Source organism: Streptomyces sp. NPDC058291, from assembly GCF_042880855.1.
Taxonomy (GTDB): Bacteria; Actinomycetota; Actinomycetes; order Streptomycetales; family Streptomycetaceae; genus Streptomyces.
The window spans coordinates 53,696-80,319 of the sequence record NZ_JBHVYK010000015.1 but is presented as its reverse complement, the minus strand read 5'-3'; the positions used below and the strand labels follow the sequence as shown (position 1 = coordinate 80,319).

The window sequence follows — 26,624 nt, the reverse complement described above, 5'->3', positions numbered from 1 at the left end:
CCGACGGCCCTTCCCGGACGCGTCGAGCAGGCGGGGCGGGTGGATGGATGGGTGGCAGGGAGCGGGGGCGGAGAGCGGCCGGGCGGGGTGGGCGGTCGGTCGGTGGGCGCCCGGGCGGGTGGGCGGCCGATCGGTGACGGCCGGGGCTCGTGCGGCGGATCGGCCGGGCCGACGGCGGTCTGCGTGCTGTGGCCTTCCACTCGTCCCGGCCGGTCACACGGGCAGCGTCATCGTGAACACCGTGGTCGTCGCCGTGGGGCTCAGTTCCAGCGAGCCGCCGTGCGCCAGGACCAGGGCGCGGGCGACCGACAGGCCCAGGCCGCTGCCGCCGCGATCGCGGCTGCGGGCCTTGTCGACACGGTAGAAGCGGTCGAAGACGCTGTCGCGGTCCTCGGGCGGGATGCCGGGGCCCTGGTCGGTCACATGGACCCGGGCCGCGTCCGGCGACACGGTCACCTCGACGCGGACCGGAGTGCCCGCCGGGGTGTGCACGGCCGCGTTGGTGAGGAGGTTGTCCAGGACCTGACGGATGCGATGGGGGTCCATCCGCAGCGGGACGGCGGCGGGGCCCGGCGTCACGGTCAGCGGGTGGCCTGGACGGCCGGCCCGAAACGCGTCGGCCGCCTGCCCGACGAGCTCCACCAGGTCGGCGCTCTCCATCCGCAGAGGCGTCTCCACCTCGGCCGCGTCCAGGCGGGCCAGCAACAGCAGATCGTCCAGCAGGACGCCCATCCGGGCCGCCTCGGCGCGCAGCCGCGCCAGGTGCCTGTCCCGCTCCTCGGGCGCGTTGGCGGCCGCGTACTGGAAAAGGTCGGCGTAACCGCGTACTGACATCAGGGGGGTGCGCAGCTCGTGCGAGGCGTCGGCGACGAAACGGCGCAGCCGCTGCTCCGCCTCCGCGCGCACGGCGAGGGAGTCGTCGATGTGTTCCAACATCGTGTTGAAGGCCGTGCGCAGCTCCTCCACCTCGGGGCCGCCGCCGAGGGCGTCCGCGCGCAGCGGGAGTCGGGAGGCCGACTCGGTCAGGTCGTGGGAGGCGATGCCGTGCGCGGTGTGCGCCATGTCGCTGAGCGGTTTCAGCCCGCGCCGCAGGAGCGCCCGGCCGAACACCACGAGCGCCAGCAGCGCCAGACCGAAGGTGACGGCCTGAATCGTGATCAGCTGACCGACGGTGTCCTCGAGATCGTCCATGGGCGCGCCGCTGACCAGCACCACCCCGGGCTCCACCTCACAGGCGCGCAGTCGGTACTTCCCCTTGCCCGCGAGGTGCGCGGTGCTCAGCACCTCCGCGTCGGCGGCCGTCTGCGCCTTGGCCAGCGCGGTGAGCTCGTCGATGTCCCCGGGCACGTCCCCGGGGTCCTCGGGCTTGCGCAGCACGGGCGCGCCGTCGCGTACGTCGTAAACGGCGTAGTACCAGCCCCAGTACTTCTTCCCGGTCAGCGAGCCGGAGTCCACGATGCTCTTGGACTGGGCGACCTGCGCGATCCCGAGCTGGTCGTCCAGCTGAGCCGAGAGATAGTCGCGCATGTACGTGGTCAGGGCAGTGCCGACCACCGCGAACACCACCAGCGACAGCGCGCCCAGACCGAGCGCCAGCCGGGTGCCGAGCCGCAGCCCGCGGTAGGACCGCCAGTGCCGGGCGATCACTCGGCCGCCTGTCGGATCACGTATCCGAAACCGCGTACCGTCTGGATCAGCGGGTCGTCGCCGGTCGCGTCGAGTTTGCGGCGCAGCCGGCTGACGACCAGTTCGACGACGTTGGAACGACCGCCGAAACCGTATTCCCAGACATGATCGAGGATCTGCGCCTTGGTGAGCACGGTCGGGGACTTGCGCATCAGATAGCGCAGGACTTCGTACTCGGTGGGCGTGAGCGTCAGCAGCTTTCCGTCGCGCCGGACCTCACGGGTGTCCTCGTCCATGACGAGATCCGCCACCCGCAGCACCGAACGCTGGAAACCGGGCCCGGTGCTGCGCCGCAGCACCGTCCGCAAGCGGGCCATCAGCTCTTCGACGGCAAACGGTTTCACCAGGTAGTCGTCCCCGCCCCGGGTCAGCCCGGCGACCCGGTCGGCGATCCCGTCGCGGGCTGTCAGGAACACGACCGGCACCATGGTTCCGGAGCGCCGCAGACGGTCGAGCACGCCGAAGCCGTCGAGGTCGGGCAGCATCAGGTCGAGCACCACGATGTCGGGATGGAAGTCTGCGGCGCGACGCAGCGCCTCCTCTCCCGAGTTCGCGGTGACCGCGTCCCAGCCCTCGTAGCGGGCGACCGTCGCCACGAGATCGGCGATCGGCGGGTCGTCGTCCACGACGAGGAGTCGTACTTTTTCCACCCGCTCATAGTGCGTCACCCGCCGCGCGACGCCGGCCCCGCGTCTCTCCAGCGCGCGGATCGATAGGATCTTGAAAGTTGTACGACAGGAAAACGACAGCACAGCACGGACAAGCTCTGTGTTCTGAGGCCCCGATCGAGGAGTTTCCGTCCGTGACCACCGTCCAGTCGCCACCCGTGCCCCCCACGGCGATACGTCCGAAAGCGGTGGCCCGCACCGGCCTGTACGCCGTGCTGGCCGCCAACGCGGTTGCCGTGACCTCTTTCGCCGTGCAGGCGGGGTTCGCCTCCAACGCGCTGGTCGTCGTCGGCCGGTTCGCAGGCCTGTACGCCGCCCTGCTGATGGCGTTCCAACTGTTGCTGGTGGCCCGGCTGCCCTGGCTGGACCGCCGCATCGGCATGGACCGGCTGACCAACTGGCACCGCTGGACCGGCTTCGGCCTGCTGTGGACGCTGGTCGGGCACGTGGTGTTCATCGCCTTCGGTTACGCCGAGTCCTCCTCGATGAACCCGGTGAACCAGCTCGTCGACCTGGCGGAAACAGTCGAAGGCGTTTTCCGCGCCGTGGTCGCGATGGGACTGATCCTGGTCGTCGGCGGTGTCTCCGCCCGCTGGACCCGCCGCCGGCTCGCCTACGAGACCTGGCACTTCATCCACCTGTACACCTATGTCGCCGTCGTGTTGGCCTTCACCCACCAGGTCGCGGCCGGGACGACGTTCACCACGTCGTCCACCGCGACGGTGTACTGGTACACGGTGTGGGGCGTGGCCCTCGGCTCGGTGCTCCTGGGCCGACTCGCCCTGCCTCTGTGGCGGAACTGGCGGCACCAGTTGCGCGTCGAGGCGGTCGTGCCCGAGGCCGACAACGTCGTCAGCGTGTACATCACCGGCCGCGACCTCGACAGGCTGCCAGCCCGGGCCGGACAGTTCTTCCTGTGGCGGTTCCTGACCAAGGACCGTTGGTGGCAGGCGAACCCCTTCTCCCTGTCGGCCGCGCCCGACGGCACCCGGCTGCGGCTCACCGCCAAGGCGGCCGGCGACGGCTCCGCGGGCCTGCGCCACCTCATGCCCGGCACCCGCGTCTTCGCCGAGGGCCCCTACGGAGCCTTCACCGCGATGCACCGCACCCGCCCGGAAGCCCTGCTCATCGCCGGCGGCGTCGGCGTCACCCCGATCCGCGCGCTGCTGGAGGAGATCCACGGGCACGCGGTCGTCGTCTACCGGGTGGCCGGCGAGCGCGACGCCGTCCTCTACGAGGAGCTGCGCGAGCTGGCCGTCGCCAAGGGCGCCGAGCTCCACCTGGTCACCGGACCGCCGGTGCCCGACCGGCTGGCGCCGCGCGAACTGGCCGCGCTCGTACCGGACATCGCGCAGCGGGACGTCTTCCTGTGCGGACCGCCGCCGATGATGAACGCGGTCCTCGGCACGCTGCGCGAGCTCGGTGTGCCCAAGCCCCAGATCCACTTCGAGCGCTTCAGCCTGGCGGGATGAGAGAGACATCGTGAAGCGAGCCGTACCTGTCCTGGTCCTGTCCGTGGCGGGCCTGATCCCGGTCTGGCGCTACGAGCCGTCGACCGGGACGACGTCCACCACCGAGGCCGCCTCGACGCCCTCCGTGTCCTCCTCCGGTCCGTCCTCCGGCTCCGCCTCGTCCTCGGGGTCGGTGGTCGTCACCGGCACGACCGTGACCACGGAGAAGGGCGACGTGCAGGTCCAGGTCACCTACGACGGCGACAAGATCACGGCTGTGACCTTGCTGAAGCAGCCGAACCACCCGCAGACGACCGCCGCGGTACCGCAACTCGTTGCGGAAACGCTTACCGCGCAGAGTGCGGACATAGACACCGTTTCCGGCGCGACCCTGACAAGCGACGGTTACAAGGAGTCCCTCCAGGCCGCGATCGACGCGAAGGCCGCCTGACGTGCGGCGCGTCGAGCAGGTCATGGGCTTCCCGGTCTCCCTGCGGATCGACGACCCCGGCGTTCCCGAGGAAGCCGGGGAGGCAGGGGACGCCGTGTTCGCCTGGCTGCGCGAGGTCGACGCACGGTTCAGCCCCTTCAAGGACGACAGCGAGGTGTCCCGTTACGACCGGGGTGAGCTGTCGGCCGACGAACTGAGTGCCGACCTCGTGGAAGTTCTCGACATCTGCGAGCGCTACCGGGCGGACACCGCGGGCGCCTTCGACGTCCGGCTGCCCGGCCGCGGCCTCGACCCCTGCGCGGTGGTCAAGGGCTGGTCCGTGCAGCGGGCGGCCGGGCTGCTCACCGGCGCCGGGCGCAGCCGGTTCTGTCTCAACGCCGGCGGCGACGTGGTCGTCTCCGGCGGACCCTGGCGGGTCGGCGTACGGCACCCCGAGTTCGCCGACCGACTGTGCGCCGTCCTCGACCTCACCGACGCCGCGGTCGCGACCTCGGCACGGTACGAACGCGGCGACCACATCCTCGACGGCCGCACCGGACGGCCGGTCACCGGCATCGACAGCCTCACCGTCGTCGCGCCGACCCTGACCGAGGCCGATGCCGTCGCCACGGCCGCCTTCGCCTTGGGCGCGGAGGGCGTCGAGTGGGCGGCCGGGCGGCACGGCTGCGAGGTGTACGCCGTGCTGCCCGGCGGGCGGGTCCTGCGCAGCAGCGGCTTCCCGACGGCGGAGACAGCGGCCGCGTGAGCGTCGAAGCGGGGGCGCTGGGAGCGGCCGTGTGGCTCCTCGGATGGGGCGCGGCCGTCCTCGCCTGGACGTCGGGCCGGGCACCACGCGACACCCACCGTCGCGCCAACGCCGGTGCCGCTGAACGGGGTTGAGGATGCGAGGAGGGCGACCGGTGTTTCTGCAAACCGGTCTGTCCGGTGCGATGTTGTGTTTCTGCGACGCCGGTGTCTGTCTGGCAGTGCCTGGGCCTGTGCGGGCGCGGCTGCCCGGGTTGGTGGGTGCTGGGTTCGCGAACGCGATCTGCTCTCCATCGCTTGCGGTTGCGGCGATGCGGGCGGCTCAGAAGGTGTCGAGCGCGCCCACGGCCGCACGGATGTGGGCCGGCCCAAGACGCGGCCGCTCTCCGGCGCACCACCAGGAGAGCCGCCCCTCCCCCTCGCGCGCATGCATGCCCAGGTTGTGTTCGACGCACAGGGGCCACGCCTGCCCCAGACGCTCAGCGACGGTATCCTGCGCGGCGTCGGCGACGATCGCCAAGGCATGAGCAAAATCTTCGGCCACCTTCGGGTACAGGTGACCGCCGTGCCACTCGCCATTGGCCAGCGCAACGTAGACATACTCCGGCTCGCCCTCCTCGTAGGAAGGCTGGGCCACCAGTTGCAGGGGCCCCTGCTCAGGAAGAGTCACTGCCAGGTCCCGGTTGAGGAGCGGAAGCGCCTCGTCCCACAAGGGGTACTCGCCCAGCGAGACGCGACGGAGCCCGGGACCGTCGAAGAGAGCATGCATAGGGCCATCCTCCACTACGGACGGCCGAACGCCGGTCTCGACCTGCTGCCCGCCAAGCCGGTCTGGGCCAACTTCTCCGGACTCGCCGACGGCATCTCGGGGATCCGCGATCGCGCACCAGGTCGTTACTTGCCGGCTTGCGCCGGCAAGCGCTTCTGGAAACGGATACTCAGCGATTCTCCGATCGTCGGTCGGTCACCGGTCACTGGCCCTCGTTGCGGGGTGCCCTGTTACTGACGTCGGTCACCGGTTTCCGGAAGTTACCGCGGGGCTGCGTCACCCGGGCACGGCGTCGATCCGGCGCCCGAGGGCGAGAACAGCAGGAAGGCGGGCACCGGTGCAACCGGTGCCCGCCTTCCGCCTGCACGACGATGCGGTATGGCCCGCGCGTGCCGGGCGTGGTGCGTGGCGTGCGTGGGTGCGTGCCATCCGTGCCATACCGGGTTCTCAGCTGACGTCGGAGGCGTCCAGGCGGTACAGACCGCTGTAGTCGGATTCGGCCGTGCCGTTCGCCTTCACCCAGGTGGAGATCCCAGAGCCGGTCGAGCCCTGGCGGCTGTCGCCGACGACTATGTAGTGCAGTTTGCCCGACTTCACCAGGCTCTTGAGTTCGGCGAGCGTCATCGCGTTGTCGGTGCCGGACCAGCCGCCCATCGAGATGACCGGCTCACCCGACCCCAGGATGACGGATGCGGCCGTCTGATCGGTGGCCACCGCCAGCAGCCAGCTCGCGCCGTCTCGGTTCTTCTTCAAATACGTGATCATGGCGGACGACACCTCACCGCTACCGCCCATGCCACCGCTGGTGCGGCCCCCGGCGGTGCCGGATCCAGCCGAACCGGACTCCGTCGAACCGGACTCCGTCGTACCGGACGCGCCCGAGCTTCCGCTCGTCGAGCCGCTGTCGGTCGACGGAGGCCCGCCCATGGACTGGCCGTTGCCCGAACCGTTCGTCATCTCACCGGAGTTCATGCCGGGCCCACCGTTCACGCCGGCCGGCCGCCGGCCGTCGCCCATGCCGCCCATGCCGCCGGTGTTCGGGCCCGCCGTCGGGTTGGTGCCGTTGGTGGCGGTGACGGCGGCCGAGACCGAGTAGGCGGCCGGACCGGCGAGCAGGGCCACGACGGCCGCCAGGGTCGCGAGGCCCGTCAGCCGCTGTCGCTTCGTGAACCGGCCGACCAGCAGCCCGATCACCGCCGCGGCGCCCGCCACGCCGGCCACGTTCTCGGCGACCGTGTACAGCGTCCCGGAGCCGGAGACCCGCTGCAGCAGGACGACCGCCCACACCGAACTCGCCGCGACGGCGACGGGCAGCACCCAGCCCCACCTCGCCGCCGCGCCTTCCCGGAACGCCTGGTGGAGCAGCACGCCGCCCGCGCCGGCCAGGGCCGCGACGCCGGGGGCCATGGCGGTGACGTAGTACGGGTGGAAGGTCCCTTCGGCGAGGGCGAAGGTGAGGTAGTGCAGGACGAACCAGCCGCCCCACAGCATCAGCGCGGCCCGTTTCGCGTCGGTGCGGGGCGCCCGGCCGCGCAGGATCAGACCCGCGGCCAGGGCGATCGCCGCGAAGGGGATGAGCCAGGAGATCTGACCGCCCATGATGTCGTTGAACATCCGGTACAGGCCGGCCTCGCCGCCGAAGCTCGCGCCGTTGCCCTGCGAGCCGACCGACGAACTCGCGCCGAAGATGCGGCCGAAGCCGTTGTAGCCGACGACCAGGTCCCAGACCGTGTTGTCGGTCGAGCCGCCGATGTAGGGGCGGGCGGAGGCCGGGATCAGATCGACGACCACCATCCACCAGGCGCTGGACACGAGCAGCGCGACCGTGCCGACGGCAAGGTTGCGTATGCGCTTGCCCAGCGAGGCGTTCGCGGCCCACAGATACACCAGGAAGAAAGCCGGCAGGACGACGTAGGCCTGCATCATCTTCGTGTTGAACGCGAAACCGACGGCGACGCCGGACCAGACCAGCGGCATCAGCCGACCGGTGCGCACCGCTTTCAGCAACGTGGCCGCGGCCAGCAGCATGAGGAAGACGAGGATCGGATCGGGATTGGTGTCACGGGTGATGGCGACCGTGATGGGGGTGAGGGTCAACGCCAGCGCGGAGACCGTGCCCGCCACCGCGCCGAAGTCCCGCTTGATCAGCCGGTACAGAAGCGCTACGGAACCGGTTCCCGCAGCGATCATCGGCAGCATCAACTGCCAGGTTCCGTAACCGAAGGCACGGGCGGACAGCCCCATCACCCACAGGGCGAACGGCGGTTTGTCGACCGTGATGAAGCTGCCGGCGTCGAGGGCGCCGAAGAAGAACGCCTTCCAGCTCTTGGTGCCGCTGTAGACGGCGGCGTCGTAGAAGGTGTTGCCGGTGATCGAGGAGAGGTTCCAGGCGTACAGGGCCGTGGCCAGGACGAGGATCGCCCACAGGGCCGGGCGGGCCCAGCGGGGATCCTCGGGGGCGCCGGTGAACAGGCGCCTGGCGCGGGAGGCGGGCCCTCCGTCGGACGGCGGGCCCGCCCGGTGGCGGGGGCCGTCCTCGCGGACGGGGGCGGGGGGCGGGGCGAAGGTCGTCATGACGCGTACTCCAGGTGGGTGTTCGCCCCGGCGGGCAGGAGGGTGGAAGGGGCGGCGGCGCGTGCGTCCGGCACCCGAGGGGTGCTCCTCGGCCGTGGCACGGCGAAGATTGCGGGTGCGGCCGGTGAGGGCGCGGCGGAGCGTCCGGCCGGTGCTCCCGAAGTCGGCGACGGTCGTTGGGACGATGACGTCCCGGGTGTCGGGGGCGTCGGCCCGGTCGACCGGCGCACTGCCGGAGCCGCAGCCGGGGTTGCCGGTCCAACCGGCCCCGGATCAGCTGTCTCGGTGCGCAAGGACGAGGCTGCGTTCGCCGCGCGCGGGGCGAGGTTCGTCTCGTTCATGGCCCTGACGATCGGGGCCGCGTCTGGGGGATCTCTGAGCCGCTCCTGAGGGAAGAGTGAGAATCAGCGGACTCACAGGGGGCGCACAGGCAGAAACCGTTTCGCACGACGGTGACGTCGTCGACCCGGGCGTGAGGCCCGCCGTCCTGGCTGAAATCCTCTCGTACGCGCTTGCTCCGAGTTGCTCGCCGAGGAAGCTGTCCGCCCGGTCGGACAGCCACGAAACACCGCTGTCACATCCGAGCGGGACCGGTGGGCATCGAGGCGAGCGAGCGACGCGACCGGCGGGTCGGCGGCGGACTGCTGATCTGGTAAGCGGTCTAGACTCTCCCCACAATGATCCGAACTCGATCGGTCGAGTACGGGCGGAAATTGCCAGACCCGAAGGGTATTCGGCGTTTTGATACGGATAGATTCAGTCACCAAGCGGTACCCGGACGGCACGGTGGCGGTCGACCGGCTCTCCCTCGACATACCGGACCGTTCGATCACCGTCCTGGTCGGCCCCTCGGGTTGCGGCAAGACGACCACCCTGCGGATGATCAACAGGATGGTCGAGCCCAGCGAGGGCACGATCCTCATCGACGGCGTGGACACCCGGCAGCAGCCGGTCAACACCCTGCGCCGGGGCATGGGTTACGTCATCCAGAACGCCGGACTCTTCCAGCACCGCACGATCGTCGACAACATCGCCACCGTGCCCCGGATGCTCGGCTGGAGCAAGGACAAGGCCCGCGCGCGGGCTCGTGAACTGATGGAGCGAGTGGGGCTCGACGCCTCCTTCGCCAAGCGGTACCCCTACCAGCTCTCCGGCGGCCAGCAACAGCGCGTCGGCGTGGCCCGGGCGCTCGCCGCCGATCCGCCCGTGCTGCTCATGGACGAGCCCTTCTCCGCCGTCGACCCGGTCGTCCGCAAGGGGCTGCAGGACGAACTCCTGCGCATCCAGGCTGAGTTGGGCAAGACCATCGTGTTCGTCACGCATGACATCGACGAGGCCGTCAAGCTGGGCACGATGGTCGCGGTGCTGCGCACCGGCGGCCGGCTCGCCCAGTTCGCACCGCCCGCGGAGCTGCTGTCCGATCCCGCCGACGCGTTCGTCGAGGACTTCCTCGGCGCCGACCGCGGCATCCGACGCCTGTCGTTCTTCTCCTCCGCCGGGCTGCAACTGCTCACCGCGCCGGTCGTCGCGATCGACGCCACCGCCGAGCAGATCGCCGCCCGCGGCGCGGCCGACGCCCCCTACGTGCTCGTCACCGGCGTGGACGGCCGCCCGCTCGGCTGGAGCGAGCCCGAACGGCTCACGGCCGGACAGATCGACGTCGCCGGACTGCTCGCGTGCGGAAGGCCGTTCGTCGCGGGACAGGACTCGCTGCGGGCCGCGCTCGACTGCGCCGTCCTGTCGCCCACCGGCTGGGCCGTCGCCGTGGACGCCGAAGGCCGGGCCGCCGGAGTCGTCTCGCAGGCGTCCATCGCCGAGGCGATCCGCGGCGCCCACGCGGCAGGCCGTGACGAGCCGCAGGCCACCCGGGTCGGCGTCCAGAAGGTCATCCGGTGAACCGCTTCTTCGACATCCCGAGCGACCTGCAGCACGACTGGCTCGGACTCATCGGGCTGCACCTGCGCGAGGCTCTGCTGCCGGTGCTGGCCGGGCTGCTGCTCGCGCTCCCGCTGGCCCAGCTGTGCGTGCGGCTGCGCTGGCTGTACCCGCCCGTGCTGTGGGTGACGACCGTGCTCTACGCGATCCCGTCCCTGGCCTTCTTCGTCGTCCTCATCGACTACACCGGGCAGACCGAACTCACGGTGATGATCCCGCTCACGATCTACACCCTCGTGGTGCTCGTGCCGGCGATCGTCGACGGCGTCCGCTCGGTGCCGCAGGAGACCCTGGCCGCCGCGACCGCCATGGGCTTCGGCCCCGTACGCCGTTACCTCCAGGTCCAGTTGCCCATCGCGGTGCCCGCGATCATCGCCGGACTGCGGGTGGCCACCGTGTCCAGCATCAGCCTCGTCAGCGTGGGCATGCTGATCGGCAACCAGGGCGCGCTCGGCAACCTGCTGCACGACGCGCAGATCTACAACCGGCCCGAACTCGCCTGGAACTCCGTGCTCACCAGTGCCGCCCTGGCGGTCCTGGCGGACGTCCTCCTGGTCGTCGTGCGCGTCTTGCTCACCCCCTGGATGCCGAGCGGCCCGAGCCGCGGCAGGTCGAAGGACGCCGGCGCCCGACCCGAACCGGCCGTGCCCGCACTGGAGGACGCAGTCCGGTGAACGTACTCAATTTCGTCAGCGCTTTCTTCAGCGACAGCGCGCACTGGCACGGTTACGACGGAATCCCCACCCGCCTGTGGGAACACGTGCAGTACTCCCTGGAAGCGCTTGCATTCGCGACCGCCATCGGGCTCCCCGTCGGGCTGGTGACCGGTCACTACGGACGCGGTGGAAACGTCCTTTCTCTCGTCGCCACCGCGGCCAGGGCGCTGCCCACCTTCGGCCTGCTGGTGGTGACGACCATCGTGCTCGGGTTCGGCATGCTGCCCGTGATGATCCCGCTGGTCATCCTCGCCGTCCCGCCGATCCTGGTCACCACGTACGAGGCGGTGCGCTCCGTCGACCCGTCCCCGGTGGACGCCGCGCGCGGCATGGGCATGCGCGAGACCGACGTCCTGCTGCGCGTCGAACTGCCCGTCGCCCTCCCGCTGATCTTCGGCGGCATGCGCTCGGCGGCCATCCAGATCGTCTCCACGGCGACCATCGCCGCGTACGTCAGCCTCGGCGGCCTCGGCCGTTACATCGTCGATGGCCTCTACCAGCACGACTACGAGAAGGTGGTGGGCGGCGCCGCCCTCGTCGCCGGTCTGGCACTCGTGACCCTCGCGGTGTTCTGGGCGGCGACCGCGGCGGCCGTCTCCCCAGGGGTGCGCAGGAGCAACTAGGGACGCCGGGAGCGGGACGCTGGTAGTCCGCGACGCCAGTGACGCCAGTGACGCCGGTGACCGCTGCTACCGCGGCGGCGTCCGCGAACGGCGTCCTGGCGACGGACCGGAAACGGCGGAGCCGTGGTGCGGAGAAACACCTTTCTCCGCACCACGGCTCTGCCGTTTCCATGCCGTTTCTGATCTGAGGTCTCGCGGATTTCGGTCGGTCCGACCGACTCGTCAGCGTTGAGAACGTTCCAGAGCCTGTTCCAGCACCACGAGCAGAGCGTCCCGCACCGAGCCGCGCTCGCGGGCGTCGAAGACGAGCAGCGGAACGCCGTCCGACACGTCGAGGGCCCAGCGAACCTCGTCCAGCGTGTGCGCCACCTGGCCGTCGAAAGCGTTTACGGCAACGGCGAACGGGATCTGCTTGTGCTCGAAGTAGTCGACGGCGGCGTAGCAGTCGTCCAGCCGGCGGGTGTCGACGATGACCAGCCCACCGACCGCGCCCTCCACGATGTCGTCCCACATGAACCCGAACCGCTCCTGTCCGGGCGTGCCGAACAGATACAGCTTCAGGGTCGGGTCGATGGTGATGCAGCCGAAGTCCATCGCGACCGTCGTCGTGGTCTTGCGCGGGGTGTGACTGAGGTCGTCCACACCCGCAGCGACCTCGGTGATGGCCGCCTCGGTGGTCAGCGGCTCGATCTCGGAGATCGAGCCGACGGCGGTCGTCTTGCCCACGCCGAAGCCGCCCGCGATCACCAGCTTCACCGGCAGCGGCGGCCGTACGGCGGACTGGCCGGCCGAGGCGCGGACCAGCGGTTCAGTCGGTGTCACGAAGTACTCCACGGGAGTCGGGGATGGCCCGCAGGCCATCGATAACCCTGCGCAGGACGGACGCGTCGTGGGTGACGCCGGAGTCGGGCACGTGCACCGACAGCTGCCCCGCCGTCCGCAGGTCCTCGGCGAGGACCCGCACCACGTTCAGGTGCAGCCGCAGCCGGGCCGCGATCTCCGCGATCGACTGCGGCACGCGGCAGGCGGCGACGATGTCGTGCTGCTCGAAGAAGAGCCGGTCGAGTGCGTCGATCCCGTCGGTGGTGGCCACCAACTGGGTCTCCACGGGCATCGTCCGGCCGGACGACGCCTCGCCCGAGCCGCCCGCGACCCGCCCGGCGGTGACCAGGAAGGGCCGGACGGCGGGCGCGGGCCCGACGGGGGCGACGCCGTCCTCGCCGGCCCCGCGCGGGGTGCGGCCGTCCGCCATCGGTGTTCGCTTTCTCTACGGTGGCACGCGGTCAACGCGTACGCGTGGCGCCGACGCTGTTCTTCAGCTCCAGGACGAGCTGCGGACTGAGCGCGGCGCCGGCCCGGTTGGCGAACACCGTCATCTCGTAGGCGATGTTGCCCAGCTTGGCCTCCTTGTCGGTGACGACGCCGAGGACGGCGCCGCTGCCGATCGCGGAGACCAGGACGTGACCGCCCTCCAGGTCGATGATGACCTTGTTCAGGCCCCCCAGGCCGTAGTTGCCGGAGGCGCCCGCGGCCAGGCTGGTGATGCCCGAGACGATCGCGGCCAGCCGTTCGGAGTCGGCGTGCTCGCGCAGCTCCGACACGGCGATCAGCAGCCCGTCGGAGGACACCGCGATGGCGTCCACCACTCCCGCGGTCTCGGTGGCGAATCGGTTGAGCAGCCAGGTGAAGTCGGCTGCGGCGGCCCGCAGATCGGTCGGCCTGGCGTCTCCGGCGGGAGTGTCACCTGTCGACGTGCTCACTGCTCGGCTCCTTCCGGAAGGTGGTTCTGGTGGTGCGGTGTGTCCCGGACGGCGATCGGGTCGGCGATCGCCTCGCTCCGGTCGGACGCGTCTGACGGGGCGGACGGGTCGGACGGCGCTGTCCGGTCGGTCCGGTCAAGCTGGTCGGGCTGGTCAAGCTGGTCGGGCTGATCGGGCTGATCGGGCTGATCGTCGGGACGGTGGACGCGGTGGTGGTCGGGGCGGTGGTCGTTCCGGGGCCCGACCGGGGCCTCAGTGGATCTGTTGCCGGGAGCGGGCCGGCCGGCGTCGGCGCGGATGCCGGCCGGGGTCGGGTGTTCCCCCGTGTCGCCGCCGCTGTCCCGGTGCGCCCGGGCCACGGCCGCCTCGAACTCCTCCAGTGCGCTGCGCACGGCGTCGGCGTCGGCGGGGCGGCCCGCGGGGCGCCCCGCCCGATGGGCGGCGGCGTCGACGGTCGTCCGCAGCGTGGCGCCGCGCACCCGCCGCCGAAGCGGACGGGCGCCGTCGCCGCCGACGGCCGGCGCGTCGACGCCGGTCCGCGCGGAGGCCTTCGGCGCTGCCTCGCCGGACGACCCTGCCGTCAGGGCTTCGGAGCCCGCCCGGGAGGGAGAGGCGCCGACGGTAGCCGCGCGACGGTGAACGTCCGGTTCGGCCGGTCGAGCCGGTTCGGCCGTCGGAGCCGGTCGGGTCCGGTCGGCGCGATCAACCTGCTCCGTGCGGTCCGTCCGGTCCGTCCGGTCCGTCCGGTCCGTCCGGTCCGTCCGGTCCGTCCGGTCCATTCGGTCCGTTCGGTCGGTCAGATCCGTCCGGACGGTCAGATCCGTTTGGTCGGACCGGTCGACATCGGTAGTGATCGCCTCCGTGTGAGGGGCGGGGAGACCCGGGCGTTGTGCGGGGGCGGCGCTGTCGTCGGGGCCGGTCGTCGTGCGGGCGTGAGGCGTCGGATCCGTGGCGCGGGCGTGGAGCGTGGGCTCCGTCGTACCGGTGGGGGCCGAGTGCTCCGTGGGGTGGGTGCGGACCTCGCGTGCGCGGTAGGTCTCGGCTGTCCCGGACGGCGTCGTGCGGGCGGAGACGCCGGCTCCGGTCGTGCCTCTGGGCTCCCCGGACTCGTCCGTACGGGCATGGACGGCGGGCTCGGCCGGATCGGCGGGGCGCGTGTGGGGCGCGGGCTCGGCAGGCGCGGCGCCGGTCGTCGGGCGTCCTGGGCCGGACCTCGCAGGGAGCGCGGGCTCGGGCTCGCGGCCGGCGGGAGACGGGTCGCGGCGGGGGACCCGGCGGGGCAGCTCGGCCGGATCGTCCTCGCGCGTGGCCCAGGACGGGACCGAGGCGGACGGGGAGGGGCCGGCCGCGGGAGCCGAGGGAACGGCCGGTGCGCCGGCGGACGGGGCGTCGGCCGCGCCGGGCTTGCCCGCCGGGTGCACCTCGCTCATCGTCAGGAGCAGCGTCGAGGGGATCAGCACCTCGGCCGTCACGCCGCCGCCGGGGGTGCGCGACAGGGTGACGTCGACGTCCCAGCGGCGGGCGAGCGCGCCGACCACGAACAGGCCCAGCACCTTCGTCGGGACGACGTCGAGGCGTTCGCGGCGCACCAGGCGGGCGTTCTCCTCGGCGAGACGGTCGGCGCTCATGCCCAGGCCGTGGTCGCAGACGGTGATCGACGCGCCGTCGTCGTCGGAGCCCACGACCACCTCGACGGGGCTGCCCTCGGGCGAGAACGACACGGCGTTCTCGAGGAGTTCGGCGATCATCAGCGTCAGGTCGCCGATGATGTCGGGCTCCACCAGGGCCTCGGTCACGGCCCGCAGCCGCACGCGCTGGAATCCCTCGATCTGGCCGAGGGCGGCGCGCACGACGTTGGTGAGCTCGGTCGGTCCGGAGTCCAGGCCGGTCTCGCGGATGCCCGCCAGCAGCATCAGGCTGTCGGCGTTGCGGCGCAGGCGCACCGCGATGTGGTCGATGGAGTAGAGACGCGCCAGCAGCGCCGGGTCGGTCTCGCCCCGCTCCACCGCGTCGATCAAGGCAAGTTGACGTGTCGTCAGGTTGCTGACGCGGCGGCCGACGTTGCCGAACATCTCGGCCACGTTGCGCCGGCTGAGCACCTGGCGTTCCAGCAGCGCGGCCGCGGTCGTCTGGACGTTGTTGAAGGCCTCGGCGAGTTCGCCGATCTCGTCGTCGGCGGTGACCGGCAGCTCGCGCAGCCGCGGCGGGCCGGACTCCTCGGCGTCGTCGTCGGCGACCCGGGCGAGTTCGCGGCCGGCGACGTGGGCGACCTCCTGGGCCGCGTCCGTCAGCGCCAGCACCGGGCGGACCACGGAGCGGCGGACCAGGATGGAGAAGGCGATCCACAGGGCGAAGCAGAGCAGCGCCAGACCGAGCAGCAGGCCCGCGCGCCACTGGGCGCTGGAAGCGGTGTCGTCCGCCCGGTCGGCGATCTGGCCGATGAGGGAAGCGGTGGTCTTCAGCCGGATCTCGGCCTGTGAGCTGTATGCGGGGTAGGAGGCGAGGGCGTCCCGGAACGACGCGCGGATCGCGGACTTGGACTCCGCCTGCAGCGCGCTCGGGTCCACGGCCAGCTCGGCGTAGTCCTGACTGATCGACGCCTGCGAGGAGTTGTGCTCGATGCCGCCGAACTCCTCGGACTGCGCCTCGTCGGCGAACCGGTCGAAGCGCTGCGCCTGGTAGGTGAACAGTTCGTAGGAACCGACCGCGCCGGTGAACTCGATGAGCGCGTTGCTGTCGCCCGTGCGCGCGGAGAACACGCCGGTCTCGTAGGCGCCGTGCGCGGCGTCGGCGCGCAGCAGCGAGTCGAGGAGGTTGCCGGTGAAGGTGGTGGCCAGCGCGGAGTTGCGGTCCAGGTTGAGGCCGTCGATGAGGCCGTCGGCCGCTCCCGAGTACGCCGGGTCGATGTTGTCGGCGGGCAGATAGCCCTGCTCGATGGTGGACCGCAGCCCGGCGAGGCTCTGAACCTCCTTGAGGGCCTGTGCCTCCGAGTCCGGCAGCCGGCCGCCGAAGGCGTCCAGCACCTTCTGCACCTGCGCGTCCACGACGAGTTGGGACTGGCGGTATCCGTCCGTGGAGGGGGCGCCGGAGTCGAAGGCCGCCTCGTGCCGTACGGAGAGCAGGATCGCCTGCTGGTGTTCGTCCTGCAGGTCGGCGACCAGCTGGGCGACCTCGGTGCTGTCGCGCACCAGCCTGGCGGCGTCCTCCGCGCGGTTGGACTCCTGCACCAGGTCGACGATGAGGTACGTCAGCAGGAGGGCGATCACGGTCAGCGGGATACCGACCAGTACGTTCAGCTTGCGCTGGAAGGGCCATCGGTCGGCGAAACCCCGCAGGCCCCGACGGGCGAAGAACGATGCCGAGGGTGCCGACCGGGCGGACGCGTCCACCTCTTTCGTGGACACCGGGCCTCCTTCAAGAGGGTGTTGCGAGCGAGCAAGAGGGGTCTCGCATGTGTGCATTTTCGTGCACACACGTGTCCTTGTGTGATGACACTGGAGCGGCCCCCGTACACCGCTGTGGCCTACGCCGACTGCTGTGGCGGAGGCCAACTCCGGCGAGACTATCGCCTCTTCGAACGGTCGAGCGCGCCCCCCCACGTCAAGAATCCATTACGAAGCGGCTTGCGAACGCCCTCTCGGAGTCCTGCGGGAGGTACACAGGTGATCTACCGATCCGCACACAAGTGATCACAGATCGAAGCCAATCGGTGATCCTGCCGCTCTTGACTGATCAAGAAGCGGATGGATTGGATCAGGTCAGAGTGTTTGAGTTCTCATCAACCCCACAGCCCGGAACGGGAACCGTGACTTCCAACACCCACAGCAGCAGGTCCCTCAGGAACCACCCCGGTGCGGCGGCCATCGCCCTCGCCGTGATGACGGCCCTGCTCGCGGGATGTTCCTCTTCGTCCGACGACACCTCCGACCCGCTCGCCGGCGACAAGGCGGCCGGTGACACCGTGGTCGTCGGCTCCAACAACTTCGCCGAGAGCATCCTGATCGCCGACATCTACGGCGAGGCTCTGAAGGCCAAGGGCATCAAGGTGTCCTACAAGCCCAACATCGGCAGCCGGGAGACCACGTACGGCCTGCTCAAGAACGGTTCCATCACCGTTCTGCCGGAGTACAACGGCTCTCTCCTGGCCTACCTCGACGCGAAGGCCGCGCAGACCTCGCTCGCGAACGTGAACACCGCGGTGAAGGCCAAGCTCGACTCCAAGCTGACGCTGCTGGAGTCGTCGCCGGCCGAGGACAAGGACTCCGTCACGGTCAACGCGGCGACCGCGGAGAAGTACGACCTCACCGCGACGTCCACGCTCGCCGACCTCAAGGACGTCGCGCCCAAGCTGGTCCTCGGCGGTTCGCCCGAGTTCCAGACCCGCCAGCAGGGCCTGCTCGGCCTGGACTCGGTGTACGGGCTGAAGTTCAAGTCCTTCAAGGCGCTCGACGCGGGCGGCCCGCTGACCCAGGCCGCGCTGAAGAAGGACACCGTGCAGGCCGCGGACATCTTCACCACGGACCCGACCATCACCAAGGAGAAGTTCGTCGTCCTCCAGGACCCGAAGAACCTCTTCGGATTCGCGAACGTGACCCCGCTCGTCTACAAGAGCGGGCTCTCGAAGGAGGGCGTCGACGTGCTCAACGCCGTCTCCGCCAAGCTCGACACGAAGGCCCTGCTCGACCTGGACTCGCAGGTGCAGTTGGAGAGCAAGGACCCGCTCGACGTCGCCAAGGCCTGGCTGAAGTCGGCCGGCCTGGGCTGAGGCTCCGCGGCTTGAGCGACCGAGCGACTGAGCGACTGAGCGACTGAGCGACTGTGCCAGTTAACGAATCAACGAATGAACGAGTGAACCGCTGATCCGTTGGACGTCACCGCAACCGAGACCGCGACGGAAGCCGCGACCGCGAACGGACCGATTCGGGTACCCCCGCGCCTGGCGGGTGCCCGGGTCGTCCTGGACGGAACCGCTCTCACCGTCGGCGAGCTGATCGCGCTCGCCGACGGTGAAGCCGTGCCCGCGGTGGCCCCCGAGGCCCGCGAACGGGCCGAACGCTCCTGGCGGACCGCGCAGCGGCTCGCCGCCGGCGGGCGGCTGTACGGCCGGGGCACCGGCGTCGGCGCGCAGCGCTCGGTGCCGGTCGGCGAGGACGACGAGGCCGCGCACGGCCTGCGCCTGCTGCGCAGCCACGCGGGTGGAGCCGGCGCGACGCTCCCGGCCCGCCAGGTGCGCGCGATGCTCGCGGTGCGCGCCAACCAGTTGCTCGCCGGCGGCTCCGGCATCCAGCCCGCCTTCATCGACGCCCTCGCGGACGCCCTGTGCTTGGGAGTCCACCCGGCCGTCAACGAGTACGGCGGGATCGGCACCGGTGACCTGACGGCCCTGGCGCAGACGGGCCTGACGCTCATCGGTGAACGCCCCTGGACGCGCCCCGAGTCCCCGGGACCGGTACGGGGGTCAGGAGCGGTGCGGGGGTCGGAACCGGTACAGGGATCGGGGCCGGTACGAGAGTCAGGGCCGGTCGGAGAGGCAGCCCGGCCGGGGGAGGTCGCCGACACGACCGATTCCGGGGTTCACGCTGGATCCGTTGCTGCAAGCGTTGCCACTGCCACTGCCACTGCCACTGCCATTGCTGCTGCCGAGCCGGTCGCCACGGCCGTTGCTGATGCCGTTACTGAATCGGTTACCGGGGTTGCTGCGGAGGCCGGGCTCGGCGGCGCCGTTTCTGCCGTTGCTACAGCTCCTGCTTCTGTTACCGCTACCGCTGCTTCTCTTACTCCTCTTACTCCTCTTGCTTCCTCTGCATCCGTTGCTGCTCCCGCTTCCCCAGCTGTTGCCGGCGACGGGCCCGCTGCCGGATCCGTCGCTCCGGTGCAGTTCGTGATGGTCCCCGTTGCCCGTTCCGCCGACGTGCCCCTCGACGCGCGTCCCGCAGCGGCCGCCCGGAGCACCCCTGGCCAGGTTCCTGCCCCTGCTGCCGGCCCTGCGCCTACCCTTGCCCCTCACGCCGCCGTGACCGCCGCCGGGACTCCCGCCCCCGTCGCGCTGCGGCCCGGTGACGCCTTGGCGCTGCTCAGCAGCAATGCCCTCGCGCTCGGGCAGGCCGCGCTCGTCCAGAGCGAGCTGGACGTGCTGCTGCGGGCCACGCACACCGTCGCCGCGCTGTCCCTCGCGGCGGTGTCCGGCTCACCCGAGGCGTACGCGGCTCCCGTGCACGCCCTGCGTCCCTATCCCGGCGCGGCCCGGGCGGCGAGCGAGGTGCGGCGGCTGCTCGGGCTGGCCGACCGTCCACCACACCGCTCGGGCGGACGCATCCAGGACCCGTTCGGCTTCCGGGCCTTTCCGCAGGTCCACGGTTGCGCGCTGGACGCCTGCGAGAGACTGCGCGAGATCGTCGAGGTGGAGATCAACTGCCCCTCCGAGAATCCGCTGATGGACGCCGACGCCGCCGCGGCCTACCATCACGGCGGCTTCTTCGCCGCGCCTATGGGACTGGCCCTGGACGCCGCCGTCCTCGCCCTGCTGCAGACGGCCCAGCTCTCGGCCGCCCGTCTGGCGGCGCTCGGCGACCCCGGACTCACCGGCCTGCCCGCGTTCCTCGCCGCGGGACCCGCGAGCAGTTCGGGCACGATGATCCTGGAGTACACCGCCAACTCGGCTCTGGCGGAGCTGCGTTCGTCCGCGACGCCCGCCTCGGTGGGCCACGCCGTCCTCTCCCGGGGGCTGGAGGAGGCCGCCAGCTTCGCCGGCCAGGCGGCCCGCCAGGCCCTGCGCGCGACGGAGGCCTACGCCACCGCCCTCGCCTGCGAACTGGTCGTCGCGGTGAGGGCGTTGAGCTTGCACCCGGAGCCGCCCCGCGTCGCGGCGCACACCGTGGCGGCGGCGGCCCTGCCCGCCGACACACAGGACCGCCCCCTGACCGACGACGTGACCGCGGCCGTCCGACTGCTGCCCGTGCTGGCCGACCTGTGAGGCGGACGCCGCGCCGTGCCGTCCCCGGTCAGTAGCCCACGAAGAACGTGGCGTCCTGTTGCTCCGTCGCTGTCGATATCGGGTCGATGCGCAGCACGTAGTTCGCGTGCCGGAGGTAACGGGTCGGGTTGTTGTACGAACGGAACGACGACCAGCCGGCGTCCGCGAGGCCTGCCGTGCGGTAGAAGGTCGCGTCCCCGGCGAACGTCGACGTGCCGTCGTTGACGTCGAGTCGGAGCTGGTAGTCGTAGTGCCGCAGATAGCGGGTCGGGTAGTTCACCGACCGGAAGGAGACGCCCGCGCTGTCCGCGAGGCCCGGCACGAGCGTCCACTGCGAGTCCTTGTACGGCTCGACGGGGTACTCGTCGATGCGGGCGACGTAGTCGGAGTGGCGCAGGTATCTGGCGGGGAAGTTGTAGGACTTCAGGCGGTTCCAGGCGGGGGCGCCCCACGTGGCGACGAGATTGGCGTACTGGGCCGAGGTGATCGTCGTGACGCCGCAGTGCTTGGAGTTGACCGGCTGGGTGTAGGTCTTCTGGTCCAGCGCGGTCCAGGTGCCCGCCGCCAGGTTCGTGGACTGCCAGGCGTAGAAGACGCCGTTGGGGGTGTACGTGTCCCCCCAGAGCCACCAGGTGTTCGAGGTGAGTGACTTGACCAGGGTCGGCGCCTCGGTTCCGCCGTGTGCGACGCCGGTGCTGAAGACCGTGAAGCTGCCCGGGTGGAGGGAGTTGGACCGGGCGCCGACCAGCGTCTGGTCCTTCTTGAAGTAGAGGTAGTTGACGCCGTTCACGCCCACGGCCATGTCGCCGTCGATCACGTCGTAGCCCGGGTCGAAGAAGACCTGGGGGGCCGAGGCCGTGACGAAGTCGGTCGTGTAGTTGACCATGATCACGTTGTGGCCGCTGCTGTTGACGGCGGAGTAGATGAGCGCGTACTGGCCGCGGCTCGCGTCCCAGAACGCCTCCGGCGCCCAGCTGTGGGTGTTCATGTCGTGCAGCTTCAGACGGTGGTAGCCGGTGAAGGTGCGCAGGTCGGTCGAGTTCCAGACGTGCACGTACTGGCTGACGTAGTTCCAGTCGGTGCCCTTGAGGTCGGTGGCCAGTACGACGAAGGTGCCGTCCTGCTTGCGCAGGATGAACGGATCGCGCAGGCCGCCGGCGCCCTCGGTGGGGGTGACCACGGGGTTGTTCTGGTTCAGCGGCATCCAGCGCAACCCGTCGGTGCTGACCGCGAGGTGGAGACCGTAGTCGGTGCCGTCGCCGAGTTTCGTCGACTCGGTGAAGTAACCCATCACATAAGCGGAGTCGGCCGCGTGGGCGGCCGGGGCGCCGAGGGTGAGGGCCAGCGGGACGGAGGCGGCCGCGCCGAGGAAGAGGCGGCGGGACGGGTCAGGGTTGGGGGTCATGTGTGCTCCAGGGGTGCTGGGGGTGCCCTTGCCGCCGACCGGTCATTCGATATATCGAACTAGGTTCGGCGAGTCGGTCAGAAAGTAGGGGTGGCGGGGGAGCAGGTCAATCACTGGGACACGCTTGGCGGTTTCCCGCCTCGTGCCTGTGAGCGGCCCAGGAAAAAAATTCCGCGATCTCCTCGGCAAGGCCGGGCTACTCTCGGTGACCGTGAACAGAAGACGGCAGAAGAAACTGACGGCTCGTCTCGTCGCGGCGGCCCGGTTCGGGACGGTTCACGACGTCGACCGGTTGCTGCGGGGCGGCGCGGACCCGGCGGCGGCCGACTCCGAGGGCACGACCCCTCTGTACACGGCCGGTGTTCAGGGCGCGGCCGAGGTCGCGCGCAGACTGCTGGAGGCCGGCGCGCCGCCCGACGCCGAGAGCGCCGGCCTCGGCGCCGAAGGGACTCCGCTGTGCGCGGCGTCCTGCTGGGGACACGTCGACACCGTGCGCATCCTTCTCGCCCACGGTGCGGACCCCGAGCTGCGCGAGGACCACGGCACCGGGCTGACGCCCCTCGAATGGGCGACCGCGGGACCCCACCCGGAGACGATCGCCGTACTGCGCGCGGCCGGAGCCCGGTGACGGGACCGGCCCGAGGAACGCGACGGGCCGCGACGGAGTGAAGGCGACGAGCGACGGGCGTGGCTCGGCCGAGGTCAGCGAGCCGGGGGCGAGGCGGACGCCCGCAGGGTGAGGTCGTCGATCAGCCGGTCGATCAGAGCGACCAGCACATCCCGGCAGGACTCCCGCTCCCGCGCGTCGCACAGCAACACGGGAACGTTTTCCGGCAGTGCCAGGGACTCCCTGATCTCCTCCGCGGGGTACGGGTGCAAGCCGTGGAAACCGTTCACTGCAACAACGAAGGGGATTCCCCTCCGTTCGAAGAAGTCGACCGCGGCGAAGCTGGACTCCGCCCTGCGTACGTCGATGAGGACCACCGCCCCCAGCGCGCCGACGGCCAGGTCGTTCCACATGAACCAGAAACGTTGCTGGCCGGGCGTACCGAAGAGATAGAGCACCAGGTCGTCCCCGATGGTGATCCGCCCGAAGTCGAGGGCCACCGTGGTGGACCGTTTCTCCTCGATGCCCTTCAGATCGTCGACGTCGAGACCCGCCGCCGTCAGCGGCTCCTCCGTGCGCAGCGGGGTGATCTCGCTGACCGCTCCGACCATGGTGGTCTTGCCGACGCCGAAGCCGCCGGCGACGAGGATCTTCACCGTGTCAGGGGCCGCCGCCGATGCGGTCGGGGGAGCGGCGCCGTCAGATCCGGCCAAGGCCGTCCCTCACTTTCTGCAGCAGGTCCACATCGTGCGCCCCGGTGACGGAGCGCGGCGGACGGGCCGTGATCAGTCCCGCCTCCAGCAGATCGCAGAGAAGGATGGCGACCACACTGACGGGGAGGTCGAGATGGGCCGCGAGCTCCGCCACGGCGACCGGCCGGACGCACAGCCGCAGGATCCGGCCGTGCTCCGGCTGCGGCCGCACCCTCCGTTCGGGCGGCGGGTCCACAGCGGTCACGGTGGTGATGAGCGTGAAGTCGGCGCGGCTGGGCCTGGTTCGTCCACCGGTGAGAGTGAACGGCCTGACGAGCCGGCCCGCTTCGTCGCCTCCGCTCACCTCACCCGCCGTGGGTGGGCCCAGCGGGACCGACATGGGCCCGCGGCGCCGCGCTGAGGTGCTCACCGATCTTCTTGACCAGCATGTTCATCTGGTACGCGACCACGCCGACGTCAGCGTTCTTCCCCGCCAGCACGACGAGATGGGCGCCCGGGCCGGCCGACGTCAGGATCAGGTAGCTGTTGGCCATCTCGATGAGCGCCTGGCGCACCGGACCGCCGCGGAAATCCATGCTGACGCCCTTGCTGAGGCTCATCAGGCCGGACGCGGTCGCCGCCAGCCGTTCCGCGTCCTCCCGCAGGAAACCGGTGGACTTGCTCACCACCAGGCCGTCCTCCGAGAGCACGACGGCCTGGTTGACGTCGGCGACCCGTTCCACGAGGCCGGTGAGCAGCTGGTCGAGCTGGGTGTTGGTGTTGGGGAGGGAGGGTGTCATCGCGGTGTCCTTCATGAGCGGTCGGCGGGCGGGATCGAGGTCTGGGGGGCGCCTGCGGCGGTGACCGGCGGGTCGGCGTCCTGCGCGGAGTCGGTCTGCCGCGGTTGGGCAGGCGGCTCGTCGGCGTCCGCGTCGGCGAGGGCCTGCCGGGTACCGCGCTGAAAACCGGCGAGAGAGGCGGCCGCGCGTTCCGCGGTGAAGTCGTCCGGGTAACTGTTTCCCCCGGTGTTCTCCGTGGATCCGGCGGAGGCGGCGTCGCCGCGCAACTCGGTGGCGAGACTGGTCTGCGGTATCCGACGGGGCAGCGGGACGTTCGTCCCGGGCGTGGCGGTCGGCGAAGCGGATGCGGGGGATGGGCCGCCGCCCGCGGACGGCGGTGAGGCAGCGGCGGCCGGCCCGGAGACGAGGCCGGCCGGAGTGTCCGCCGGAGCCGGCTGCACGGATGCCGCACCGGACGGCCCGCCCGCGGTGGCCGACGCGGCACGCCCAGGGCTGCTCGCCCCGGAGGTACGGGAGTCGGCCGTCGCGCCGGCAGTGCCCCGAACCGGCAGGGACGGCAGGTCCCGTTCAGGCCCGGGCCTGCTGTGCTCCAGATCCGGGCCGGGACGGGTAGCCCCCTCGTCGCCAGGCGTCGCTCGTGTCACGCCGGAGTCCTTCCGTGTCTCGACGCGAGCCTCCCCTGCCGCTTCGTCGTCCGTCCTGCCGTCGTGTGGCGGGTGCGACGGACGCCTTCCCCGGGAGGGGAGTCCTGTCTGCGGGGGAGGGGACCCGGCGGTCGACGGTTCGCCGGACAGCACGCCCGCCGGGGGCCGGGGGCCGGGCTGGTCCCGCACCACGATGTCGTGCGGGACCAGCACGATCGCGGTGGTGCCGCCGTACGGCGAGGAGCGCAGGGTCACGGCGATGCCGTGCCGCGTCGCGAGCCGGGCGATCACGAACATGCCCAGCCGGAGGTCGTCGGCGAGCGCCACGACGTCGAACTGCGGCACGACCGCCAACTGCTCGTTGAACGACGCGTAGTCGTCCTCGGTCAATCCCAGCCCGCGGTCCTCCACCTCGATGGCCAGCCCCTTGGCCACCAAGGTCGCCCGCACCCCGACCGGGGCCGGCGCGGGCGAGTAGGAGGTCGCGTTGTCGATGAGCTCCGCCAGCAGATGGATCACGTCCGCCACGGCGGGCGGTGCGATGAACACCTCCTCCTCGGTGTGCACCTCCACCCGCCGGTACTCGGCGACCTCTCCGACGGCGCTGCGCAGGATGTCCATGAGCGCCACCGGCTCCGCCCAGCTGCGTCCTGGCCGGCCGCCGCTGATGATGACGAGGTTCTCCTCGTAACGGCGCAACTGGCTCGCCGTGGAGTCGAGCTCGTACAGCCCGTTGAGGACGTCGGGGTCCTGGTGCTGACGCTCCAGGGCGTCGAGTTTGCTGAGCTGCAGATTCACCAGGTTCTGGCTCTGCCGGGCGATGCCCAGGATGACCTTCTGGAAACCGCGCCGGGTGTCGGCGAGTTCGACCGCGGTGTGCACGGCGGTGCGCTGGGCGGCGTTGAACGCCTCGGCCACCTGGCCCAGTTCGTCGCTTCCGTAGTCCAGGGGCGGGGTCTCCGCGTCCACGTCGACGGTCTCTCCCCGGTCCAGCCGGGCGACCACGTCCGGAAGCCGCTCGTGCGCCAGGCTCAGCGTGGCCATCCGCAGCCCGTGCAGTCGACGTGACAGGGAACGGGTGATCCGCCAGGACATGCCGATGCACACCAGCAGAGCGAGGAGACCGCCGGCGCTGAGTGAGGCGGCCTTGATCAGCAGGCCGCGGGAGTCGTCCGCGCTGTGCTGCAACAGGGTCTCGGTCTGTTGCCGGATCAGTTTCGCGTACTGATCGGAGACGTCGATGAGCGCGGCGCGCCATGCCTTCTGCACGTCCGGCAACACGATGTCACCGTTTTCCCTCTGTTTCGCGCGAGCGGCGAGCACCTTGTTCTCGACGGCTTCCAAGGTCTGCCACTGATAGCTCGTCAGAATCTTCTCCGTATCCGCTTTCGCGGCGCCGGTGAGCGAGGGGACGATCTGGTCCTGCACCAGCCAGCGCCGGCTGTTCACCAGCTGCCCGAACTGCGCCCAGGTCTTCTGGTCCATCCGGCCCTCGGGCCCGGCCAGGGTGAGCTGCAGGTCCTCCTCGGAGACGAGCTCGGCGGCGTGCTCCAGGGCCACGAGCGGCCCGGCCTGCGAGGTGAGGTCGCCGTTGTCGACCTGGGACAGCTCCTGGAATGCGTGGATCTGGTCGTCGATGATGGACGTGTACTGGTCCAGAGCCTGCGCTGCGGTGATGTCGACGGGGTCGTCCACCTGACCACGGTAGTACTCCAGGCTGCTGACGGAGGCGACGACCGAGTAAAGCCGGTCGCGGACCCGGGCGGGAGCCTTGTGGATGTCGTCCGCGCGGGAGACCAGCTGGGCGACCGCCGCGTCGGTCCTCGTGCGCTGGGCCTCGAGCGGCGCCCGGGACGCGCCGGGCCCGGAGGCCAGCCACACCGCCGACAGGCTGCGCTCCTGCTGCAGCGCGAGCGTCGCCTCGGTGCCCATGGCGCCGGTGGACCGGCTCAGTTCCGTCTGCGCGCGCAGACGGAGCCCCTCGGTGAACATCTGCGTCGTCGTCACGGCCCACATGGCGGTGAGAGTGACGCCGGGCACCAGCGCCAGGAGGATCAGGGAGAGACGTATGGAGCCGAGGCGGCGGCGTCTGGCGCCTGACCGTGCAGACATGGTCGTCCTAGGGG

22 protein-coding genes are annotated in these 26,624 nt (G+C 70.9%); 9 read left to right on the top strand and 13 right to left on the bottom strand.

The features are described from left to right. Positions 1-213: 213 nt before the first annotated feature. Together ACFVYK_RS10625 and ACFVYK_RS10620 are read right to left on the bottom strand one after the other, a co-directional pair. Complete coding sequence (locus ACFVYK_RS10625) at positions 214-1,647, bottom strand: sensor histidine kinase (protein ID WP_389771241.1); 1,434 nt, start codon at positions 1,645-1,647, stop codon at positions 214-216. Continuing rightward, positions 1,644-2,336 carry a response regulator transcription factor gene (locus tag ACFVYK_RS10620; protein ID WP_389771238.1) on the bottom strand — a complete coding sequence of 231 codons (693 nt, stop codon included), beginning with the start codon at positions 2,334-2,336 and terminating at the stop codon, positions 1,644-1,646. The genes ACFVYK_RS10625 and ACFVYK_RS10620 overlap by 4 nt, the downstream gene beginning before the upstream one ends. A gap of 152 nt (positions 2,337-2,488) precedes the next feature. On the opposite strand from ACFVYK_RS10620, the gene ACFVYK_RS10615 reads away from it, so the two are divergent. The 3 genes from ACFVYK_RS10615 to ACFVYK_RS10605 are packed head-to-tail and all read left to right on the top strand — an operon-like array spanning position 2,489 to position 5,001. Continuing rightward, positions 2,489-3,826, top strand: a complete 1,338-nt coding sequence (locus ACFVYK_RS10615) for a ferric reductase-like transmembrane domain-containing protein (RefSeq protein WP_389771236.1) — start codon at positions 2,489-2,491, stop codon at positions 3,824-3,826. Between the two features lie 10 nt (positions 3,827-3,836). Next, the gene (locus tag ACFVYK_RS10610) at positions 3,837-4,256 is read left to right on the top strand and encodes an FMN-binding protein (protein ID WP_389771233.1); all 420 of its coding nucleotides are present in this window, start codon (positions 3,837-3,839) and stop codon (positions 4,254-4,256) included. Between the two features lie 22 nt (positions 4,257-4,278). After that, positions 4,279-5,001: an FAD:protein FMN transferase gene (locus ACFVYK_RS10605; RefSeq protein ID WP_389771321.1), complete on the top strand. Its 723-nt coding sequence runs from the start codon at positions 4,279-4,281 to the stop codon at positions 4,999-5,001. Between the two features lie 321 nt (positions 5,002-5,322). Here ACFVYK_RS10605 and ACFVYK_RS10600 read toward each other — a convergent pair whose 3' ends face one another. Next, on the bottom strand, positions 5,323-5,769 hold the full coding sequence (locus ACFVYK_RS10600) for a hypothetical protein (protein ID WP_389771230.1): 447 nt from the start codon (positions 5,767-5,769) through the stop codon (positions 5,323-5,325). A gap of 447 nt (positions 5,770-6,216) precedes the next feature. Next, the gene (locus ACFVYK_RS10595) at positions 6,217-8,343 is read right to left on the bottom strand and encodes an ArnT family glycosyltransferase (RefSeq protein ID WP_389771227.1); all 2,127 of its coding nucleotides are present in this window, start codon (positions 8,341-8,343) and stop codon (positions 6,217-6,219) included. Positions 8,344-9,084: 741 nt separating this feature from the next. Here ACFVYK_RS10595 and ACFVYK_RS10590 point away from each other — a divergent pair. Genes ACFVYK_RS10590 through ACFVYK_RS10580 form a run of 3 tightly spaced genes read left to right on the top strand, consistent with a single transcriptional unit; the run spans position 9,085 to position 11,617 of the window. Further along, entirely contained in the window at positions 9,085-10,239 is a 1,155-nt protein-coding gene (locus ACFVYK_RS10590; protein ID WP_389771224.1) for an ABC transporter ATP-binding protein, read from the top strand. After that, positions 10,236-10,952: an ABC transporter permease gene (locus ACFVYK_RS10585; protein ID WP_389771221.1), complete on the top strand. Its 717-nt coding sequence runs from the start codon at positions 10,236-10,238 to the stop codon at positions 10,950-10,952. Before ACFVYK_RS10590 ends, ACFVYK_RS10585 begins: the two co-directional genes overlap by 4 nt. Then, positions 10,949-11,617 carry an ABC transporter permease gene (locus ACFVYK_RS10580; RefSeq protein WP_389771218.1) on the top strand — a complete coding sequence of 223 codons (669 nt, stop codon included), beginning with the start codon at positions 10,949-10,951 and terminating at the stop codon, positions 11,615-11,617. The genes ACFVYK_RS10585 and ACFVYK_RS10580 overlap by 4 nt, the downstream gene beginning before the upstream one ends. A gap of 222 nt (positions 11,618-11,839) precedes the next feature. Here ACFVYK_RS10580 and ACFVYK_RS10575 read toward each other — a convergent pair whose 3' ends face one another. The 4 genes from ACFVYK_RS10575 to ACFVYK_RS10560 are packed head-to-tail and all read right to left on the bottom strand — an operon-like array spanning position 11,840 to position 16,781. After that, on the bottom strand, positions 11,840-12,439 hold the full coding sequence (locus tag ACFVYK_RS10575) for an ATP/GTP-binding protein (RefSeq protein ID WP_389771215.1): 600 nt from the start codon (positions 12,437-12,439) through the stop codon (positions 11,840-11,842). Beyond that, entirely contained in the window at positions 12,426-12,869 is a 444-nt protein-coding gene (locus ACFVYK_RS10570; protein WP_389771212.1) for a DUF742 domain-containing protein, read from the bottom strand. Before ACFVYK_RS10570 ends, ACFVYK_RS10575 begins: the two co-directional genes overlap by 14 nt. A 31-nt stretch (positions 12,870-12,900) precedes the next feature. Further along, positions 12,901-13,377: a roadblock/LC7 domain-containing protein gene (locus ACFVYK_RS10565; RefSeq protein WP_389771209.1), complete on the bottom strand. Its 477-nt coding sequence runs from the start codon at positions 13,375-13,377 to the stop codon at positions 12,901-12,903. Further along, positions 13,374-16,781 carry an ATP-binding protein gene (locus ACFVYK_RS10560; protein WP_389771206.1) on the bottom strand — a complete coding sequence of 1,136 codons (3,408 nt, stop codon included), beginning with the start codon at positions 16,779-16,781 and terminating at the stop codon, positions 13,374-13,376. The genes ACFVYK_RS10565 and ACFVYK_RS10560 overlap by 4 nt, the downstream gene beginning before the upstream one ends. A 401-nt stretch (positions 16,782-17,182) precedes the next feature. Here ACFVYK_RS10560 and ACFVYK_RS10555 point away from each other — a divergent pair, with 401 nt between their 5' ends. Continuing rightward, positions 17,183-18,142 (top strand): ABC transporter substrate-binding protein, encoded by a 960-nt coding sequence (locus ACFVYK_RS10555; protein ID WP_389771203.1) that lies wholly within the window; start codon positions 17,183-17,185, stop codon positions 18,140-18,142. A gap of 171 nt (positions 18,143-18,313) precedes the next feature. Further along, on the top strand, positions 18,314-20,350 hold the full coding sequence (locus ACFVYK_RS10550) for an aromatic amino acid ammonia-lyase (RefSeq protein WP_389771319.1): 2,037 nt from the start codon (positions 18,314-18,316) through the stop codon (positions 20,348-20,350). Positions 20,351-20,378: 28 nt separating this feature from the next. Here the strand turns inward: ACFVYK_RS10550 and ACFVYK_RS10545 are convergent, their stop codons facing one another. Next, positions 20,379-21,755, bottom strand: coding sequence for a glycoside hydrolase family 43 protein (locus ACFVYK_RS10545; RefSeq protein WP_389771200.1), 1,377 nt, complete (start codon positions 21,753-21,755; stop codon positions 20,379-20,381). A gap of 211 nt (positions 21,756-21,966) precedes the next feature. Between ACFVYK_RS10545 and ACFVYK_RS10540 the strand changes: the two genes are divergently transcribed. Further along, positions 21,967-22,383 (top strand): ankyrin repeat domain-containing protein, encoded by a 417-nt coding sequence (locus ACFVYK_RS10540; protein ID WP_389771197.1) that lies wholly within the window; start codon positions 21,967-21,969, stop codon positions 22,381-22,383. A 74-nt stretch (positions 22,384-22,457) separates the two neighbouring features. Here ACFVYK_RS10540 and ACFVYK_RS10535 read toward each other — a convergent pair whose 3' ends face one another. Genes ACFVYK_RS10535 through ACFVYK_RS10520 form a run of 4 tightly spaced genes read right to left on the bottom strand, consistent with a single transcriptional unit; the run spans position 22,458 to position 26,610 of the window. Then, on the bottom strand, positions 22,458-23,075 hold the full coding sequence (locus tag ACFVYK_RS10535) for an ATP/GTP-binding protein (RefSeq protein WP_389771194.1): 618 nt from the start codon (positions 23,073-23,075) through the stop codon (positions 22,458-22,460). Beyond that, entirely contained in the window at positions 23,062-23,418 is a 357-nt protein-coding gene (locus ACFVYK_RS10530) for a DUF742 domain-containing protein (RefSeq protein ID WP_389771191.1), read from the bottom strand. Before ACFVYK_RS10530 ends, ACFVYK_RS10535 begins: the two co-directional genes overlap by 14 nt. 1 nt (position 23,419) lies before the next feature. Further along, the gene (locus ACFVYK_RS10525) at positions 23,420-23,854 is read right to left on the bottom strand and encodes a roadblock/LC7 domain-containing protein (RefSeq protein WP_389771188.1); all 435 of its coding nucleotides are present in this window, start codon (positions 23,852-23,854) and stop codon (positions 23,420-23,422) included. A gap of 11 nt (positions 23,855-23,865) precedes the next feature. After that, positions 23,866-26,610: a nitrate- and nitrite sensing domain-containing protein gene (locus ACFVYK_RS10520; RefSeq protein WP_389771185.1), complete on the bottom strand. Its 2,745-nt coding sequence runs from the start codon at positions 26,608-26,610 to the stop codon at positions 23,866-23,868. Positions 26,611-26,624 lie beyond the last annotated feature (14 nt).

Coding starts and splice junctions, on each gene's coding strand:
- ACFVYK_RS10605 (WP_389771321.1), top strand. CDS start 4,279: ATGGGCTTCCCGGTCTCCCTGCGGATCGACGACCCCGGCGTTCCCGAG.
- ACFVYK_RS10600 (WP_389771230.1), bottom strand. CDS start 5,769: ATGCATGCTCTCTTCGACGGTCCCGGGCTCCGTCGCGTCTCGCTGGGC.
- ACFVYK_RS10595 (WP_389771227.1), bottom strand. CDS start 8,343: ATGACGACCTTCGCCCCGCCCCCCGCCCCCGTCCGCGAGGACGGCCCC.
- ACFVYK_RS10570 (WP_389771212.1), bottom strand. CDS start 12,869: ATGGCGGACGGCCGCACCCCGCGCGGGGCCGGCGAGGACGGCGTCGCC.
- ACFVYK_RS10545 (WP_389771200.1), bottom strand. CDS start 21,755: ATGACCCCCAACCCTGACCCGTCCCGCCGCCTCTTCCTCGGCGCGGCC.
- ACFVYK_RS10525 (WP_389771188.1), bottom strand. CDS start 23,854: ATGACACCCTCCCTCCCCAACACCAACACCCAGCTCGACCAGCTGCTC.
- ACFVYK_RS10520 (WP_389771185.1), bottom strand. CDS start 26,610: ATGTCTGCACGGTCAGGCGCCAGACGCCGCCGCCTCGGCTCCATACGT.